Annotated in this window: 20 protein-coding genes; 11 read left to right on the top strand and 9 right to left on the bottom strand. The window is 68.7% G+C overall.

Going from position 1 to position 15809, the window contains the following annotated elements; translation table 11 throughout:
* Positions 1 to 23: 23 nt before the first annotated feature.
* The 6 genes from RNZ50_14625 to RNZ50_14600 all read right to left on the bottom strand — a co-directional run bounded on the left by RNZ50_14625 (position 24) and on the right by RNZ50_14600 (position 6153).
* Positions 24 to 1553, bottom strand: coding sequence for an acyl--CoA ligase (locus tag RNZ50_14625; protein MDT8856233.1), 1530 nt, complete (start codon positions 1551 to 1553; stop codon positions 24 to 26).
* Positions 1554 to 1676: 123 nt separating this feature from the next.
* Positions 1677 to 2543, bottom strand: coding sequence for an ABC transporter permease (locus tag RNZ50_14620; GenBank protein ID MDT8856232.1), 867 nt, complete (start codon positions 2541 to 2543; stop codon positions 1677 to 1679).
* Positions 2540 to 3346, bottom strand: a complete 807-nt coding sequence (locus RNZ50_14615; protein ID MDT8856231.1) for an ABC transporter ATP-binding protein — start codon at positions 3344 to 3346, stop codon at positions 2540 to 2542. The genes RNZ50_14620 and RNZ50_14615 overlap by 4 nt, the downstream gene beginning before the upstream one ends.
* Entirely contained in the window at positions 3346 to 4368 is a 1023-nt protein-coding gene (locus RNZ50_14610) for an ABC transporter substrate-binding protein (GenBank protein MDT8856230.1), read from the bottom strand. Before RNZ50_14610 ends, RNZ50_14615 begins: the two co-directional genes overlap by 1 nt.
* Positions 4369 to 4418: 50 nt before the next feature.
* A complete protein-coding gene (locus RNZ50_14605; GenBank protein MDT8856229.1) occupies positions 4419 to 5351 on the bottom strand; it encodes a fumarylacetoacetate hydrolase family protein in 933 nt (310 codons plus the stop codon).
* A gap of 115 nt (positions 5352 to 5466) precedes the next feature.
* Positions 5467 to 6153 carry a fumarylacetoacetate hydrolase family protein gene (locus tag RNZ50_14600; protein ID MDT8856228.1) on the bottom strand — a complete coding sequence of 229 codons (687 nt, stop codon included), beginning with the start codon at positions 6151 to 6153 and terminating at the stop codon, positions 5467 to 5469.
* Between the two features lie 91 nt (positions 6154 to 6244).
* On the opposite strand from RNZ50_14600, the gene RNZ50_14595 reads away from it, so the two are divergent.
* From RNZ50_14595 to RNZ50_14585, 3 genes are all read left to right on the top strand, one after another.
* Positions 6245 to 6988 carry an FCD domain-containing protein gene (locus tag RNZ50_14595; protein ID MDT8856227.1) on the top strand — a complete coding sequence of 248 codons (744 nt, stop codon included), beginning with the start codon at positions 6245 to 6247 and terminating at the stop codon, positions 6986 to 6988.
* A 181-nt stretch (positions 6989 to 7169) separates the two neighbouring features.
* Positions 7170 to 7595: a hypothetical protein gene (locus RNZ50_14590; GenBank protein ID MDT8856226.1), complete on the top strand. Its 426-nt coding sequence runs from the start codon at positions 7170 to 7172 to the stop codon at positions 7593 to 7595.
* Positions 7596 to 7713: 118 nt separating this feature from the next.
* Positions 7714 to 8364 carry a hypothetical protein gene (locus RNZ50_14585; protein MDT8856225.1) on the top strand — a complete coding sequence of 217 codons (651 nt, stop codon included), beginning with the start codon at positions 7714 to 7716 and terminating at the stop codon, positions 8362 to 8364.
* Positions 8365 to 8377: 13 nt separating this feature from the next.
* Here the strand turns inward: RNZ50_14585 and RNZ50_14580 are convergent, their stop codons facing one another.
* Together RNZ50_14580 and RNZ50_14575 are read right to left on the bottom strand one after the other, a co-directional pair.
* Positions 8378 to 9028, bottom strand: a complete 651-nt coding sequence (locus RNZ50_14580) for a response regulator transcription factor (protein MDT8856224.1) — start codon at positions 9026 to 9028, stop codon at positions 8378 to 8380.
* Positions 9025 to 10452: a histidine kinase gene (locus RNZ50_14575; protein ID MDT8856223.1), complete on the bottom strand. Its 1428-nt coding sequence runs from the start codon at positions 10450 to 10452 to the stop codon at positions 9025 to 9027. Before RNZ50_14575 ends, RNZ50_14580 begins: the two co-directional genes overlap by 4 nt.
* A gap of 87 nt (positions 10453 to 10539) precedes the next feature.
* Here RNZ50_14575 and RNZ50_14570 point away from each other — a divergent pair, with 87 nt between their 5' ends.
* The 4 genes from RNZ50_14570 (at position 10540) to RNZ50_14555 (ending at position 12883) form a co-directional block, all read left to right on the top strand.
* A complete protein-coding gene (locus RNZ50_14570; protein ID MDT8856222.1) occupies positions 10540 to 11277 on the top strand; it encodes an SDR family oxidoreductase in 738 nt (245 codons plus the stop codon).
* A 12-nt stretch (positions 11278 to 11289) separates the two neighbouring features.
* Complete coding sequence (locus RNZ50_14565; GenBank protein MDT8856221.1) at positions 11290 to 12138, top strand: fumarylacetoacetate hydrolase family protein; 849 nt, start codon at positions 11290 to 11292, stop codon at positions 12136 to 12138.
* A 281-nt stretch (positions 12139 to 12419) separates the two neighbouring features.
* Positions 12420 to 12635, top strand: a complete 216-nt coding sequence (locus tag RNZ50_14560; protein ID MDT8856220.1) for a CsbD family protein — start codon at positions 12420 to 12422, stop codon at positions 12633 to 12635.
* A 92-nt stretch (positions 12636 to 12727) separates the two neighbouring features.
* Entirely contained in the window at positions 12728 to 12883 is a 156-nt protein-coding gene (locus tag RNZ50_14555) for a DUF3309 family protein (GenBank protein MDT8856219.1), read from the top strand.
* Positions 12884 to 13021: 138 nt separating this feature from the next.
* Here the strand turns inward: RNZ50_14555 and RNZ50_14550 are convergent, their stop codons facing one another.
* Positions 13022 to 13258, bottom strand: coding sequence for a hypothetical protein (locus RNZ50_14550; protein MDT8856218.1), 237 nt, complete (start codon positions 13256 to 13258; stop codon positions 13022 to 13024).
* A 192-nt stretch (positions 13259 to 13450) separates the two neighbouring features.
* Between RNZ50_14550 and RNZ50_14545 the strand changes: the two genes are divergently transcribed.
* The 4 genes from RNZ50_14545 to RNZ50_14530 all read left to right on the top strand — a co-directional run bounded on the left by RNZ50_14545 (position 13451) and on the right by RNZ50_14530 (position 15792).
* Positions 13451 to 14185 carry a Crp/Fnr family transcriptional regulator gene (locus tag RNZ50_14545; protein ID MDT8856217.1) on the top strand — a complete coding sequence of 245 codons (735 nt, stop codon included), beginning with the start codon at positions 13451 to 13453 and terminating at the stop codon, positions 14183 to 14185.
* A gap of 539 nt (positions 14186 to 14724) precedes the next feature.
* Complete coding sequence (locus tag RNZ50_14540; protein MDT8856216.1) at positions 14725 to 15090, top strand: hypothetical protein; 366 nt, start codon at positions 14725 to 14727, stop codon at positions 15088 to 15090.
* Complete coding sequence (locus RNZ50_14535; protein MDT8856215.1) at positions 15077 to 15388, top strand: hypothetical protein; 312 nt, start codon at positions 15077 to 15079, stop codon at positions 15386 to 15388. The genes RNZ50_14540 and RNZ50_14535 overlap by 14 nt, the downstream gene beginning before the upstream one ends.
* Positions 15385 to 15792, top strand: coding sequence for a hypothetical protein (locus tag RNZ50_14530; protein ID MDT8856214.1), 408 nt, complete (start codon positions 15385 to 15387; stop codon positions 15790 to 15792). The genes RNZ50_14535 and RNZ50_14530 overlap by 4 nt, the downstream gene beginning before the upstream one ends.
* Positions 15793 to 15809 lie beyond the last annotated feature (17 nt).

The following is a 15809-nucleotide window of genomic DNA, read 5'->3' as shown; positions in this document are numbered from 1 at the left end:
GGGCAAAGATGAAAGCGCAGGCCTCAGGCGAGGCCGAGCTTTTCGGCCAGACCGATGCGTTGCAGCTTGCCGGTGGCGCCTTTCGGAATCTCGGTCAGCACGATGACCCGGCGCGGCACCTTGAAATCGGCAAGGCGGGTGGCGCAGAAGGCGCGGATCGCGGCCTCGTCGGCGGTCATGCCGTCGCGCAGCACCACCGCCGCTGCCACCTCTTCGCCAAGCTTGGCGTGCGGCATGGCAAAGGTGACGACCTGCTGCACCGCCGGATGGTCCATCAGGATGCCGTCCACCTCCAGCGGCGAGACCTTTTCGCCGCCGCGGTTGATGATTTCCTTCAGCCGGCCGGTCAGCGACAGATACCCCTCGGCGTCAAGGCTGCCCAGGTCGCCGGTGCGGAACCAGCGCCGGCCGTCCTGTTCGAAGAAGTTCTTCGCATTGGCCTCGGGGTTGCTTTCGTAACCCGGCGTGACATTGGGGCCGCAGATCACCACCTCGCCGATGCCGTCATCGAGCAGGCGGTTCTCGACCTCGTGCGCGACGCGGATCTGCGGGCCGGCGGCGATGCCGACAGAGCCCGGTTTCTGCGCCCGCGGCGGCAGCGGGTTCGAGGCCATCTGATGCGCGGCCTCGGTCATGCCGTAGGCCTCGATCACCGGGGCGCGGAAGGTGGCGGCAAGTTCCAGCATCACCTGCGCGGGCAGCGAGGCCGAGGACGAGCGGATGAAGCGCAGCGGCGCGCGGGCGATGATGTCGGCGTTGCGGGCGGCGCGCGCCAGGATGGTCTGGTGCATGGTCGGGACCGCCGTGTACCAGCTGGGCCGCGCCGCATCGAGCCAGCCAAAGAAGCGCAGCGCGTCGAACCCCGGCGCGCACCACACCGAAGCCCCGGCGGCGAGGCTGGCCGACACCGCCGCGATCAGCCCGTGGATGTGAAAGAGCGGCATCATGTTCAGGCAGCGGTCGGCGGGCGTCAGCGCCAGCGACGTGCCGATATGCAGCGCCGAGGCCGCCACGTTGGCCTGCAGCAGCGGCACGATCTTGGGCCGCGAGGTGGTGCCCGAGGTGTGCAGGATCAGCGCGATGTCGTCCGGCCCGGCGGCGGCGGTGTCGGGCGTGCCCGGCGCGGTGGCCTCGGCACGCAGGGCAAAGCTGCCCGCGGCATCTGCGGCATCGAACGTCAGGCGCAGCACGACGAGGCCCGCAGTTGCCGCAGCGGCCAGTGCCGGGCCGTCATAGCCTTCGGGCAGGATGATCGCCTTGGCCCTGAGGTCGGACAGGTAGAAATCGAACTCCTCCAGCCGGTAGGCCGGGTTCAGCGGTGCGGTGACGGCCCCTTGCGCCACCGTCACGAAGGCCGCCGCCATTTCCGGCCCGTTCGGCAGCACGATGGCCACCCGGTCGCCGCGTCCGATGCCTGCGGCGTGCAGCGCGGCAAGGGTCCGGCCGGTCAGGGCGCGCAGGGCGCCGAACGTCAGCCAGGGACGGTCGGGCGCGCCGATGGCGGGGGCGTCGTCGGGGGCGCGGGCGATCAGGGCGGCAAGGGTTGCGGTCATCGGGGCGGCCTTTGCGGACAGGGCGGGGGAGGGTGGGGAACCGTGGGGCCCGGCGGATTGCACCGGGCCCCGTGGCAAGGGTAAGCGAGAGGCCCTGGCAGGGCAAGCCCCCGGGCGGGCGGGTCAGACCTCGCCGCCCGCAACGCGGTCCTTGTGCCAGAACACGACGCGGCGCTGGACTTCGCTGACCAGCGCGAACAGGCCCAGCCCCACCACCGACAGGTAGAGGATCAGCGAGAACACCCGCGGCGTGTTGAGCTGCGAGGCGGCGGTGCGGATCAGCTCGCCGAAGCCCTTGCCGCCGCCAAGGAACTCGCCGGTGATCGCCCCGGCCATCACGCCGACCGAGCCGATCTTCAGCCCGGTGAAGATCTGCGGCAGCCCCATCGGCAGCTTCATCTTGACCAGCGTCTGCCAGCGGGTGGCGCCCATGGTCTTGAACAGCATCCGGCTGTTGGCATCGGCCGCATGGAGCCCCGCCGCGGTGCCGACCACGATCGGGAAGGTGGCGATGAAGGCGGCCAGCGCCACCTTGCTGTCGATGTCGAACCCCAGCCAGGCCACGAACAGCGGCGCGAAGGCGACCTTGGGCATGGTGTCGATGGCGACGAGATAGGGCATGATCGCCCGTTCGCCGAACGCCGTCTCGCCGACGATCACGCCAAGGGTGAAGCCGATGGCGATGGCCAGCACGAAGCCGTAGAACACCTCTTGCAGGGTGATCCACAGGGCGGCCAGCATGTAGCCGCCGGTGGCAAGGTTGCGCCCGACGAAGATCAGGTCATGCCAGGTTTCCAGCGGCGTCGGCAGGATGATGCGCGACACGAAGCCGAAGCGGGTGATCACGTCCCAGAACGCGATGAACACGACAAAGACGAACAGCATCTGCAGGCTGCGCGGCACCTGGTCCAGCCACGACACCTGTTCGGTCCAGACCGTGTCGGCTTCCGATGCGGGGCTGCGGTCGGCAATGCGTTCGAGGTTGCTCACAGGAAAGCCTCCTTGTCCAGCCGACCCCGGATGTGCTCGACCAGCTTGCCGAACTTCGGGGTCGTCATCATGTCGAGCGTGCGCGGGCGGGGCAGGTCGATCGGCACCACCTCGGCGATGCGGCCGGGGCGGGGCTTCATCACATAGACCACATCCGACAGGATCACCGCCTCGGGGATCGAATGGGTGACCAGAAACGCCGTCGCATTGCGCGACGTGCAGATGCGTTGCAGTTCCATGTTCATGAAATCGCGCGACAATTCATCCAGCGCGCTGAAGGGTTCATCCAGCAGCAGCACGGCGGGTTCGGTGATCAGCATCCGGCAGATCGCGGCGCGCTGCGCCATGCCGCCGGAAAGCTCGTTGGGGAACACTGTCTCGAAGCCCTTCAGCCCCACCAGTTCCAGCAGGGCGCGGGCCTGCTCCTGTGCCGCCTTTGCCGCGGCCTTTCCGTCGCGGATCTCGATCGGCAGCACGATGTTTTCCACCGTGGTGCGCCAGGGAAACAGGGTGGCCTGCTGGAACATCATGCCGATGTCGCGGCGCGGGCCGGTCACGGGGCGGCCTTGCAGCACCACCCGCCCCGTGGAGGGCGGGATCAGGCCCGCCATGATCTTCAGCAACGTCGATTTCCCGCAGCCGCTCGACCCGATCACTGCGGAAAAGCTGCCCCTGGTCAACGTCAGGTTCACCGCCTCCAGCGCCTTGATGGCGTTGCGGGCATAGGTCTTGCCGACATTGGTCAACTGATAGACGGCTTCCCCTTGCGTCAGCGACGGGGTTGCGGCTGCGGATGCCTGCATTATTTCAGACCTTCGTTCCACGCGGCCACAAAGTCGTTGGTGTAGGCGGCGGTCAGGTCGGGCAGCGGGCCCGCGAGGTCACCGCCCGCAATCATGCTGGCCTGCCATTCTTCCCAGACTTCGGGCGGCTGGTAGCCGAGCCCCTTGGACGCGTCGATCGGCACGGTCTTGGACCGGACCGCATCAAACAGCGCCGAGGCGAAGGCCGCGTCCTCGCTTTCCTGCGGGTTGCCGGTGGCCAGATGCGCCAGCACCTTTTCGCGGTTGGCGTCGTCCAGCGCGAAGGCATGGCCGCGCGCGAAGGCCCGGCCGAACTTCTCGACCAGCTCCGGGTTGTCGCGCACCGTGGCGCCCATGGTGGCGATGCCATTGCCGAAGAAGCGCGCGTATTCCGGCGGGGTGATCTCGCGCACCGGCACGCCGCGCTGGTTCAGGATCGCTGCATCGGCGGTCGAGGCGGAATAGGCCTGGATCTCGCCGCTGCTGAAGGCCGCCGTGGCCGGGCCGCCATCACCCACCGTCAGGAAGGTGTAGTCGGTGCCGTCCTTCAGGCCCGCGCCCAGCATCACGTTGCGGGCAAAGCCCACTTCCGCGCCATCGGCGGTGCCGGTGCCGATGATCTTGCCCTTCAGGTCGGCCGGGGTCTGGATCTCGCTGTCGGCGGGCACCACCACGCCGAAGTTGCTGCGCGCGGCGACGTTGTAGATGAACACCGCATCCTCGCCGCGGGCGCGGGCGGCCAGCACCGGCCCCGGACCGGGGCGCCCGAACTGCGCCTGCCCCGAGGACAGCGCCTGCAGCACCGCACCCGAGCCGTTGATCGACTCGACGCGGACCTCGATCCCCTCGTCCTTGAAGTAGCCTTCGCCGATCGCCACGAAGACCGGGAAAGAGTTGATCGCCGAGGGGCTGGGCTGCACGAAGACAACCGGCGACAGATCCTGCGCAGCGGCAGGCAGCGCCAGCGGTGACAGGGCCGCGAGGGCCAGAACAGAGGTGGTGACGAACCGTCTGGTAAGCATGGTATCCTCCCTGAGTTGCAGTGCGGTGTCGGCCCGGGGGTCTTTGCCCCCTAGGCCGCAACGGTGCGGACCCGGTTGCCGAGCCGCCCGATTCCTTCGATCTCGCAGGTGACCGTGTCGCCGTCCTTCAGGAACTGCGGCGGTGTCATCGCGTAGCCCACGCCCGAAGGCGTGCCGGTGGCCAGAATGTCGCCCGGCTCAAGCGTCAGCCCTTCGGACAGCGAGGCGATCAGGGTGGCGATGTCGAAGATCATCGCCGCCGTGGTGCTGCTCTGGCGCAATTCGTCATTTACCCGCAGCGCGATCTTAAGCGCCTGCGGGTCGGGCAGATCGTCGGCGGTGACGATCCACGGCCCCATCGGGCATGACCCGTCCAGCCCCTTGCCCTTGAAATACTGTCCGCCATGGCGGCGCTGCACGTCGCGGGCGGTGATGTCGTTCAGGATGGTATAGCCGAAAACATGCGCCATCGCATCGGCTTTCGCGATGTCGCGCCCCGGCGTGCCGATGATCACCGCCAGTTCGACCTCGTAGTCGATCTGGGTCGAGACATGCGGAAAGATCGGCACGTCCTGCGATGCCCCGATCACCGCGGTGCGCGGCTTGGTGAAGAATACCGGCACGTCGGTCACGGCGACGGTGGTGTTCTGCGCCCGCGCGCCTTCCGCGATATGCTCGATGTAGTTCCGCCCGACGCAGAACACGTTCTTTTCCGGGCGCGGAAGCGGTGCCAGGAACGCCGCCCCCCCGGCCGGGGTGATGCAGGCGGCAAGCCCGCCGGCCTCGGCCTTTTCGACTAGGGCGCGGGCACGGGCCAGCGTCGCCGCCCCGCCGTCGATCAGCGCCTGCAGGCTGCCCGCCCCCAGCGCGGCATCGGCATCGCCCGCCGCCCGTGCCGCAGCCGCCAGCGCAAGCAGACGGTCATCGGCCAGCAGGGCGACGCAGGTCGGGGTGCCGTTCAGATCGGCAGTGGCGAGGCGCATGATTTTCCCTTTTCTCGCTGCCGGTCCCCGGTCTGTTCGGCCAAACCGGCTGCCGGACTGATTTCCATATGGCGGTGCCTTGACGCCCGCCCGGACAAGCTGACAGGCGCATGGCTCAGACCACCGTGACCGTCAGGATGCCGACGCCTTCGACATGGGCCTCCATCACGTCGCCGCGCTGGATGGCCGCCACCCCCGACGGCGTGCCGGTCATGATCACGTCACCCGCCGCCAGCTCGAAATAGTCCGACAGGTACGAGATCATCTCGGGCACCTTCCAGATCATCTGGTTCAGGTCGCCGGTCTGTTTCGCCGTGCCGTTGACCTTCAGCTGCACCATTCCCGCCGCCGGATGCCCGACCGCCGACACCGGCTTCAGCGGGCTCATCGGGGCCGAACGCTCGAAAGCCTTGCCGATTTCCCACGGGCGGCCCATGTCCTTGGCGATGCCCTGCAGGTCGCGCCGCGTCATGTCCAGCCCGATCCCGTAGCCCCAGACGTGATCAAGCGCCTGATCGACCGGGATGTTGACCCCGCCCGATTTCAGCGCCACCACCATCTCGATTTCATGATGAACGTCGGACGATCTGTCGGGGTAGGGAAAGCTGCCAGTGAAATCCAGGTTGTCGGGGTTCTTCTGGAAGAAGAACGGCGGTTCGCGGTTCGGATCATGGCCCATCTCGATGGCATGGGCCGCGTAGTTGCGCCCGATGCAATAGACCCGACGCACCGGGAAGACTTGGTCCGACCCCTCGATGGGGGCTGCGACAACGGGGGGCGGGGTGATCGCATAGGATGGCATCGACTCGGGTCTCCCTTGTGCTGGTTGCCTTGCATGGCAGATTTCCGCTCGCCAATCAATCCGGATCAATGTAGTTTGGCTCGCAGGAACAATGATCAATGTTGACCCCATGACGCTGACCGCCCCTGATGCCCCGCCTGCAAGTGACAACTCCGGTCGTGGGCCTGCCGTGCTGTCCGACAGCGCGGCGCTGGCCCAGTTGCGGGCATTCATTGCCGGTGGTGGCTATAAACATGGGGAAAAACTGCCGCCGGAACGGATTCTCTGCGTCGAACTTGGCCTGCGCCGTTTCGAGTTGCGCAAGGCGCTGGATGCGCTGGAGCAGGAGGGCGCGCTGTGGCGCCATGTCGGCAAGGGAACCTTTCTGGCAACCAATGCCAACCAATCCAGCCAAAATGATTTCGGCCAATTGGCGCAGAAGCTGAGCCCCGCCGACGTGATGCGCGCCCGCGCTGCGCTGGAACCCGCCATCTGCCGCGACGCGGCCCTTCATGCACCGGCCGCCGCCATCGCCGCGATGACCCTGACGGCAGCGCGGGCACGGCAGGCGGCCACCTGGCGCGAATACGAGGCGCTCGACAACGAGTTCCACCGCCAGATCGCCGAGGCCAGCGGCTCGGTGGCGCTGCTGGCGCTGTTCGACCAGCTCAACACGCTGCGGCGCATGGTGTCCTGGGGCCGGATGGTGCGCCAAGGTGCCCGTCCGCCCGCCGGCCACGACAGTTTCGACGCGCACGACCGGATCGTTGCCGCCATCGCCGCGCGCGACCCCGAACTGGCGCAGGCGGCGATGCGCCAGCACCTGCGCGCGGTCGAGGCGCGGCTGTTCGCCTGACAACCGTCCATCCCGCCCGACCTTGGTCCGATGCCTTTCCCCGACCTTCGGCGCAGTCTGATCCGCAGGAGGTCGGGCGCGGCCCGGCATCGGTCCCGCCCGGCTTCGCAAGGCCCCGCGGGGGGTGCATGGAGAGGGGGCAAGTCCGCAGTGGTTGCGGACGACCACGAGGAGAAACGCGATGACCACCCGATCCTTCCGCCTGCTGCCGATGCTCTGTGCCGCCGCCCTGATGGCCGCCGCCCCGGTGCATCTTTCCAAAGCCCCCGACGGCATGATCACGCTTGCCCCGTCCACGGCCGAGGCCCGCCACGGCGCCGACGACCGGGGCCGCGATGACCGCCGCGGCCGCGGCCGCGACGATGCCGGGATCGACGGCCGCGGGCCGCGCCACGGCAGCGGCGGCGCCCATCACCAGCCCGGCATGGGCGGCAAACGCGTGGCGAAGGTCGAGGTTTCGGCCCGGGGCATCGAGGTCGAGTATCGCAACGGCTCGAAGGAAGAGATCGAGAACGGCATCTACGAACGCAAGAACGCCGCGAACCGGACCGTCGAGGAACGCCCCGCGACGCAGGCCGACATCGACCGGCTGATGGCCCTGCGCTGAGGCCGGACCGCCGCGCCGCCGGGGTGAGGACACCGGGCGGCGCAAGGATCACGACGGGTCGGTGCCGGGTTCGCCCCGGCGCCGACCCCGCACATTTCAAAGACCGGAGACCACGGGGATGACCCGCAGATGGATCATGATGCTTGCCCTCGCCCTCTGGGCCGGCCTTCCTGCCTGCCTGCCCGGCGAACTGGGCGGCGGGGCGGCAGCCTGGGCCAAGGGCGGCGACCGTGATGGCGGCGGGCACGGGTCGGACCGCGACGCCGATCGCGACGACGACGATGATGATGATGATGACGACGACGGCGACGGCGACGACGACGGCGGGGGCGCGGGCGAGGATGACGGCAACCCCGGCGCCGGACGCCCCGACCCGGCGCGCGACGGCAAGGCCGGTGGCGGCTTCGGCGGCGACGGGATTCACTTGTTCCACGCCGACGGCAGCGCCGAATCTCTGCGGGGCGGGATTTATGAACGGCGTGACGCCAGGGGCCGGGTGCGCGACCGCAGGCCGGGCACGCAGGCCGACCTCGGGCGCCTGTCGGCCTACCGCGACCTGATCCGCGATCCGGCACGGCGCGGCGATGCGATCGGCGTGGCCGTGGTCAGCGGCGGGCAGGGCAGGGTGCAGATCATCGATTCCAGCGGCTGGACCGAAACGCTTTCGGGCGGCACCTACCAGCTTGCCGACCCCAACGGCAACCGCGTCACCCGCCGCAGCGCCACGCCGCGCGATCTGGCCCGCATCCGCGCCGCGCTGGGGCTGTAACCCCGATCAGGGGCTATTTCTTCAGATGCTCGCGCGCCAGCACGGCAGCCTCGACCCGATTGCGGACATGCAGCTTCTGCAGGATCGAGGTCATGTAGTGCTTGACGGTCTTTTCCTGCAGGTCGAGGTCGCGCCCGACCTCCTTGTTGCTCTTGCCCTGCGCCACCAGCCGCAGGATGTCCTCCTCGCGTTTCGACAGGTCGTCCATCGGGCCCGAGGGGCGTTGCAGCACCCCGGCATTGACCCGCATCGCGTTCAGGATGCGCGCGGCCAGCGCGGGCGAGACGTAAGACTGGCCCGCCGCGATATCCTTGACCAGCCGCACCAGTTCCCGCGACCCGACCCCCTTCAGGATGTAGCCCGATGCCCCGGCCTTCAGCGCCTGCATCACGTCGTCGTCCTCTTCCGAAGCGGTCAGCATCGCGACCTGCGGCGGCCTGTCCATCGCCATGATCTCGCGCAGCGCGGCAATGCCGCCGCCCCCCGGCATCGAGATGTCGAGCAGCACCAGATCGGGCCGCAACCGCGCCACAAGCTCGATGGTGGCCCCGGCGTCCTGCGCCTGCCCGACCACCGACAGGCCGGGGTCGTCGGACAGGCTGCGCGCCACGCCTTCACGATAGAGCGGATGGTCATCCGCCACGACGATCCGCACTTCGGTCATGCAGCCCCCCTCAGGTCCAATACCATGCTCAGTTCGGCCCCGCCCGCGTCAGGCGGATCGGTCCGGTTGCGCGCCTCGAACTGGCCGCCAAGGCTTTCGACCCGGTCGCGCAGGCCGCTGAGGCCCAGCCCGCCGTCGCCCGCCGGACGGCCCGACCCGAGGCCCGACCCGAGGCCCGGCCCCAAACCCGGCCCGCGATCCAGCACCGACAGGCGCAGGAAACCGTCACCGACCCGCAGCCGCACCTCCTGCCCGATGCCGCCCGCGTGGTGCCATGCGTTGTTCAGCCCTTCCTGCACGAAGCGGTAGACGCAGATATTCACGGCGGCGGGAAGGTCGGTGCCCTCGGGCAGATCGCACGAAACTGCCACCGGCATCCCGCTGCGCGCGGCATGGGCATCGGCCAGCCCCTGCACCAGATCGGGCACCGGGCGCTGGTCGATGTCGGGCAGCGCCACCCCGCGCGAGATGGTGCGGATCTCGCGGATGGCGTCCTTCACCGCCGTCTCGACCGCGTCGAGATCGGCATGGGCGCCTTCGGTCGCCACAGCGCCGCGCAGCGCGTCGAGCCGCAGCGCGGCAAAGCCCATCAGTTGCGCCGGGCCGTCATGAAGGTCGGCCCCGATCCGGCGCAGCGCCTGGTCGTTCATCGCCGAGGACCGCGCGGCGGCATTCTGCACCCGCAGGCGCAGCGCGGTGTTGTGGGCCGAAAGCTCGGTCAGCGCGGCAAGCTGGCGGTCGATGGTGCGGCTGCCGCGCAGCACGATGGCGAACAGGCTGGCCCCGATCAGCACCATCACCAGCGCCACGGTGCCCCAACTGTTGCGCCGGGCGCGCGCCAGATCCTGCTTCAGGCCGGTCGCAACCTCGTAGAACTCCGCGACCGCGATCACCCGGCCCGACCAGACCTCGCGGATCGGGCTGTAGATTTCCAGCAGCGGCAAACCAAGCGCCTTTTCGCCCGCATCCTCGGGGTCGCCCAGTTGTTCGAAATCGGCCCGCACGTCGCCGCGCCATGCCAGCCTCAGGTTCTCGGTCACCTCGAACCGCTGCCCGACCAGCGCCTTGTTCGAAGCATCGACCAGCAGGCCGCCCTGTTTCCAGATCTTGTAGGACGCGACGCGCTCGCCCAGCGGGGTGTTGGTGAAGATCTCGTCCAGCGCACGCTGCGCCCCCGGCGACAGGGTTTCCTCCCGCGCCAGATCCTGGCTCAGCGGCGATATGAAGCTTTCCATGTAAAGCGCCGTGGCATTGGCCGTGTTGCGCACCACCGCATCCTCGATCCGCCCCGCGACCACGCTGCCCACCACCAGCATCGCCAGCAGCATCACCACGCCCCCGGCAACGGCGAACTGGGCCGCAAGCGACCAGTCCGGCCAGGACAGGCCGCGCGGGGGCAGGGTGGGCGCATGTTCCGTCTTCATCGCGCCAGTGTTACAACGCCGAAGTGGCGCGGGGAACCGACCTTGGTCTGAAAGGCCGGTCCGGCGCGGGGCCTGGGGGGGGGACACATGGGGCGACTGCAAGGCAAGACCGCGCTGGTGACGGCGGCGGGGCAGGGCATCGGGCGGGCGTCGGCGCTGGCCATGGCCCGCGAAGGCGCACGCGTGATCGCGACCGATGTCAACGCGGCGGCGCTGGCCGCGCTGGAAGCCGAAGGGATGGAGGTGCGCAGGCTCGACGTGCGCGATGCGGCCGACATCGCGGCGGCGGTGGCGGCGGTCGGGCCGCTGGATGTGCTGTTCAACTGCGCGGGCATGGTGGCGTCTGGCACGATTCTCGATTGCGACGAGGATCAGTGGGCCGCCAGCCTCGATCTGAACCTGACGGCGATGTATCGCATGTGCCGGGCCTTCCTGCCGGGGATGATCGCGCAGGGCGGCGGGTCGGTGATCAACATGGCGTCGGTGGTCTCGGCCCTGATCGCGGCGCCGAACCGCTTTGCCTATGGTGCCAGCAAGGCCGGGGTGATCGGCCTGACCAAGGCGATTGCCGCCGATTTCATCGGCCAGGGCATCCGCGCCAACGCCATCTGCCCCGGCACGGTGGAAAGCCCGTCGCTTCAGGACCGCCTGCGCGCCACCGGCGATTACGACGCGGCCCGCCGCGCCTTCGTCGCGCGCCAGCCGATCGGGCGCATCGGCCGCCCCGAGGAAATCGCGGCGCTGGTGGTCTATCTTGCCAGCGACGAGTCAAGCTATACCACCGGGGTCGCGCATGTGATCGACGGCGGCTGGGCGAATGTCTGAGGGGGAACGGCGATGAAACTGTTGCGACACGGGGCGGCAGGGGCCGAACGGCCGGGGATGCTGGCGGCAGACGGCACGATGCGCGACCTGTCGGGCGTGGTGGCCGACATCGGCGGCGACGTGCTGTCGGATGCGGGTCTGGCGGCGTTGCGCGCACTCGATCCGGCCGGGCTGCCGGAGGTCGCGCCGGGCACTCGGCTGGGGCCTTGCGTCGCGGGCACCGGCAAGGTGATCTGCATCGGGCTGAACTACGCCGACCACGCGGCGGAATCGGGCATGGCGGTGCCGCCCGAGCCGGTGGTCTTCATGAAGGCCACCTCGGCGCTCTGCGGCCCCGATGACCCGATCCCGCTGCCGCGCGGCTCGGAAAAGACCGACTGGGAGGTGGAACTGGCGGTCATCATCGGCACCCGGGCCAAATACGTCACCGAGGCCGGGGCGATGGCCCATGTCGCGGGCTATGCCGTGACCAACGATGTCAGCGAACGCGCCTTCCAGATGGAACGGGCGGGTCAGTGGACCAAGGGAAAAAGCTGCGACAATTTCGGCCCGCTCGGCCCCTGGCTCGTGACCCGCGACGTGGTGCCCGACCCGCAGGATCTGGCGATGTGGCTGACGGTCAACGGGCGGCAGATGCAGAATGGCAGCACCCGCACCATGGTCTTTGGCGTGGCGCATCTGGTCAGCTACCTCAGCCAGTTCATGACGCTGCACCCCGGCGACGTGATTTCCACCGGCACGCCCCCCGGCGTGGGGCACGGGATGAGGCCGCGGCACTACCTGCGGGCGGGCGATGTGGTGGAACTGGGCATCGCCGGGCTGGGACGCCAGCGCCAGACGGTGATCGCCGATCCGGGTTGAGGGGCAGGGGCGGTGCTTTGACGCAGCCCTGCGACGACCCCGGTTCTTCTACGAAGAATCCCGCGCCGGCCCGGTGGAGCGGTCTGATTTTTCGTAGAAAAATCGCGCCGCGCAGGGCAGTCCGCACATGGCGCGGTGGCCGCCGGGGCGGGTCCGGCAGGAGTGTGGCCTGCGGTGCTGACCGAAGTTAGTGCCGCCCCGGGCGCAGGGTGCCATCATGATCCTGACCGCCCTGCCTTTGCGGCGGGCCCTTCCGCAGGCCGCAACGGCCGGGGCAGGTCGTGAACCCGGACATCATCGCCGGCAAGCTAGGGAAAGACATCATGGACAAGGATCGTATCAAGGGCGCGGCGCAGCAGGCCAAGGGAGGCATCAAGGTCGCCGTCGGCAAGGCGACCGGCGACACCGGCCTGAAGGTCGAGGGTCAGCTTGACAAGGCCGAAGGCAAGGTCCGCTCGGCCGTCGGCGAGGCCAAGGACAATCTGCGCAAGATCTGACAGGCCCTCGAAGCAGCGGCTCCGCCCGACCGGGCAGAGCCGCAACGATGAACACGGCCCTTCCGGGGGCCCAACCCGAAAAGGTGCATTTCATGCTTGGTACCATTCTGATCGTGCTGCTTGTCCTGATGCTGATCGGCGCCCTGCCGAGATGGGGCCATTCTGCCTCCTGGGGCTACGGCCCCAGCGGCGGCCTGGGGCTGGTGCTGCTGATCCTGCTGATTCTCGTGCTGACCGGGCGGATCTGACCCCGGCCCGCCACGACCGGACGCGCCAGCCAGACGCGACACCCGTCGGTCTGCCCGCAGGGGGCGGCCTGCGGGGTTCTGCCGCAAGCGGCAATTCCAAGACCGGCCGGGCCCCGGATGCGGGTCCGGCCGCATGGATCAGCGGCGGCGCACCGAATTGCCGCCGGCCAGGATCGTCTCGATCAGATCCACCACCGCCTCGTGCAAAGCGCCGGATCCGTCGATCCGGGGCGCGTCCTTGTGGGCGTCGGCCGCATCCTGAAGGATGCCGACGATTTCCCGCTCGGGAAGGACGTTGCGATCGTTGAGCGCGAGCAGGAGCGACTCGCAGATCGCGAGTGCTGCGGTGCCAGACACGTCGTTCAAAAGGGCCATTCGAGGGTACTTTCCATGCGTCTCGCAGAAAGCGGGACATTCCCGCTGACACCGCGATCAACCTTGTCATTTTTGCAGAAAAACCGTATGCTGCACTGATGCACAGCAGCGTCGCGGCCTTCCATGGTCGATTGAGTGGGTGACGCAGGGACTGTCGCCGTCAGGACGGTCGCGGCGAAGGAAGGTGTGCCGATGTTGTCGATCCAGGAAAGCCCGCTGGCGCTCAAGCTCGGGGCATTTGTCGCGCTCGCGGATGACGAGCTGACGGTGCTCTCGGACATGTATCGCCGTCGGCGCACCTTCGCGGCGGGGCGCGACATGATGGTGGAGGGGCAGATCGACCAGTCCGCCTACATCCTCGCGGATGGCCGGGTGTGTTCCTACAAGCTTTTGTCGGGCGGCACGCGGCAGATCGTCGATTTCCAGATTCCGGGCGACTTCCTCGGGTTGCGGTCGATCCTGTTCCGCACGGCCGATCACAGCATCGAGACGATCACCCGGGTCGAGGCGTCGCAGGTGGTGGTGAAAGACCTGATGGCGGCCTTCCGCGACACGCCGAGGCTGGCCACCGCCGTGCTCTGGGCGATGTCGCGCGACGAGGCGATGGTGGTCGAGCATCTGGTCGGGCTGGGGCGGCGCAACGCGGTCGAGCGGACGGCGCATTTCCTGCTGGAACTGGGGGCGCGGCTGCGGCTGGTCGGGCTGGGCGACAAGGAGGGCTATGACTGCCCGCTGTCGCAGTATCTGCTGGCCGACGCGCTGGGGCTGAGTGCGGTCCACATCAACCGGGTGCTGCGGGAACTGCGCGAGGAGAAGTTGCTGACCTTCCAGAAGAGCCGCGTCACCTTCGACGACTATGCCGGGCTGGTGCGGCTGACCGACTTCGATCGCAGCTATCTGGATCACGACGGCCCGTTGCTGCGCTGAGGGGGCGTGGGGTTCCGAGGGGGGGTGGGGGTGTCGTGGCAAGGCCCGCGCCGGATATCCGTCCCAAGTCTGACCGGATACGTGGCGCGGGGCCTTGCCGTTACTCTTTACTGACACATGCCGACGCAGCGGAGAGACGACACGCCTTACAATGGATCGGCGGGCGGGGCGGCGCGCTGATCCATGTTGGTGTCTTGCATATCACTCTGACAAAATTTGCGGGCCTGCCGGGCGGGCGGGGGCCTTTCACGCGTGAAAATCGCGGCAAGTCATTGGAAAAGCTGTCAATACATTTTTCCGTTAAGCATCCGGCAAGACTTCACGGCGGCCGGGGCGCGGCACGGGCGGCCGGAGCGGCCGCGCCCCGGCCGCGATTCGCCGCTGGGGGCGGGCGGGCCGGTGCTCGGTCTGGCAGGAACCGGGGCGGCCCTTGCCGGGGGCCGGGGCGGGCCGGGGCGGGCGGGAATTGATCGGCGCACGGGCGGCAGGACTGATCCAGATTGGTGCGGGACACCGGGTTTCTGCTTTCGTGATGCCGGATGGCCGGTGCCGCAGCCCGTGGCACGCCATCCCTGAGCCCGGAGGATGCCATGCGACTTCCTTTCGTCATCGGAGTCTTCAGCCTTGCGGTCGGTTGCGTGCTGCTTTTTTTCGCCTTGTCCGGAACCGGGGCGGCAGACGGTGCGTTGAACGCGGTGAGCAGGGCGGAAGCGGTCTCTGCGACGACGCTGATGCTGTTTGCCGGAGTGGCGGCGGTGTCTGCCGGTGGCGTGATGGCGCTGTTCGGCAATCGCCCCCTGTCGATCCGGCGCCTGCGGCGGCGCTTGCGTCCGATGTCGATCCTGCTGAACGCAAACGACCTTTCTGAAACAACGAAGTCTGGAATGCCCGATGGCCCAAGATAATCTTTCCTCGAAAACCGCTGCGGTCGCCGCGGATTATGAAGCCCTGGTCGAACAGCTCGCGGCCATGCGCGACGACATGGCAAAGCTTGCCAAGTCGGTGAACGCTGCCGCGCTGACCCGTGGTCAGGCGCTGGCAAAGGATGTCACGGAAGGCATGTCGGAAGCTGCCGACTATGTTGCCCGCAAGGGCCATTCGGCGGATGTGCGGCTGGAAGGCGCTGTGGCGGCAAACCCTTACATGGCGCTGGGGATAGCGGCCGGGGTGGGGCTTCTGCTGGGCGCGCTGAGCCGCCGGTGAGCCAGGGCCTGCTGTCCTGGGTGACCGGGGCGGCCGAGATCGCGGGCGCCCTGCAACGGGGGGCGCTGCGAAACCTTGCGGCGCTGGTCGTTGCGGGGGTGTTCGCGGCTGTCGGCGCGGGCTTCGTGCTGGCTGCGGGCTACATCGCGCTGGTGCCCGAGGTCGGCGCGGTTGCGGCGGCCGCGATCATCGGTGCCGGACTGCTGGCGGTTTCGGGGATCATCGCGCTGCGGGCCCGCAGGCAGCCGCCGGCGACATCGGTGGCGCTGGCCGTCGAACAGGCGGTGGCCGCGGCCGCAGCGCACCATGCGCCGCAGGCGCGGGCGGCGGCGGCCGACCCGATGACGACGGCTGTGTTCGTGGCGGCCTTTGTTCTGGCGCGCCAATTGTCGCGCCGGGGCTGAACGGGGCTGCCGACAAG

Source organism: Paracoccaceae bacterium Fryx2, assembly GCA_032334235.1.
Lineage (GTDB): Bacteria > Pseudomonadota > Alphaproteobacteria > Rhodobacterales > Rhodobacteraceae > JAVSGI01.
This window is presented reverse-complemented; position numbering and strand designations above follow the sequence as displayed.

Coding starts and splice junctions, on each gene's coding strand:
- RNZ50_14565 (MDT8856221.1), top strand. CDS start 11,290: ATGAAACTGTTGCGACACGGGGCGGCAGGGGCCGAACGGCCGGGGATG.
- RNZ50_14580 (MDT8856224.1), bottom strand. CDS start 9,028: ATGACCGAAGTGCGGATCGTCGTGGCGGATGACCATCCGCTCTATCGT.
- RNZ50_14585 (MDT8856225.1), top strand. CDS start 7,714: ATGACCCGCAGATGGATCATGATGCTTGCCCTCGCCCTCTGGGCCGGC.
- RNZ50_14570 (MDT8856222.1), top strand. CDS start 10,540: ATGGGGCGACTGCAAGGCAAGACCGCGCTGGTGACGGCGGCGGGGCAG.
- RNZ50_14595 (MDT8856227.1), top strand. CDS start 6,245: ATGATCAATGTTGACCCCATGACGCTGACCGCCCCTGATGCCCCGCCT.
- RNZ50_14555 (MDT8856219.1), top strand. CDS start 12,728: ATGCTTGGTACCATTCTGATCGTGCTGCTTGTCCTGATGCTGATCGGC.
- RNZ50_14605 (MDT8856229.1), bottom strand. CDS start 5,351: ATGCGCCTCGCCACTGCCGATCTGAACGGCACCCCGACCTGCGTCGCC.
- RNZ50_14625 (MDT8856233.1), bottom strand. CDS start 1,553: ATGACCGCAACCCTTGCCGCCCTGATCGCCCGCGCCCCCGACGACGCC.
- RNZ50_14535 (MDT8856215.1), top strand. CDS start 15,077: ATGGCCCAAGATAATCTTTCCTCGAAAACCGCTGCGGTCGCCGCGGAT.
- RNZ50_14550 (MDT8856218.1), bottom strand. CDS start 13,258: ATGGCCCTTTTGAACGACGTGTCTGGCACCGCAGCACTCGCGATCTGC.
- RNZ50_14610 (MDT8856230.1), bottom strand. CDS start 4,368: ATGCTTACCAGACGGTTCGTCACCACCTCTGTTCTGGCCCTCGCGGCC.
- RNZ50_14615 (MDT8856231.1), bottom strand. CDS start 3,346: ATGCAGGCATCCGCAGCCGCAACCCCGTCGCTGACGCAAGGGGAAGCC.
- RNZ50_14600 (MDT8856228.1), bottom strand. CDS start 6,153: ATGCCATCCTATGCGATCACCCCGCCCCCCGTTGTCGCAGCCCCCATC.
- RNZ50_14590 (MDT8856226.1), top strand. CDS start 7,170: ATGACCACCCGATCCTTCCGCCTGCTGCCGATGCTCTGTGCCGCCGCC.
- RNZ50_14540 (MDT8856216.1), top strand. CDS start 14,725: ATGGCCGGTGCCGCAGCCCGTGGCACGCCATCCCTGAGCCCGGAGGAT.
- RNZ50_14545 (MDT8856217.1), top strand. CDS start 13,451: ATGTTGTCGATCCAGGAAAGCCCGCTGGCGCTCAAGCTCGGGGCATTT.
- RNZ50_14575 (MDT8856223.1), bottom strand. CDS start 10,452: ATGAAGACGGAACATGCGCCCACCCTGCCCCCGCGCGGCCTGTCCTGG.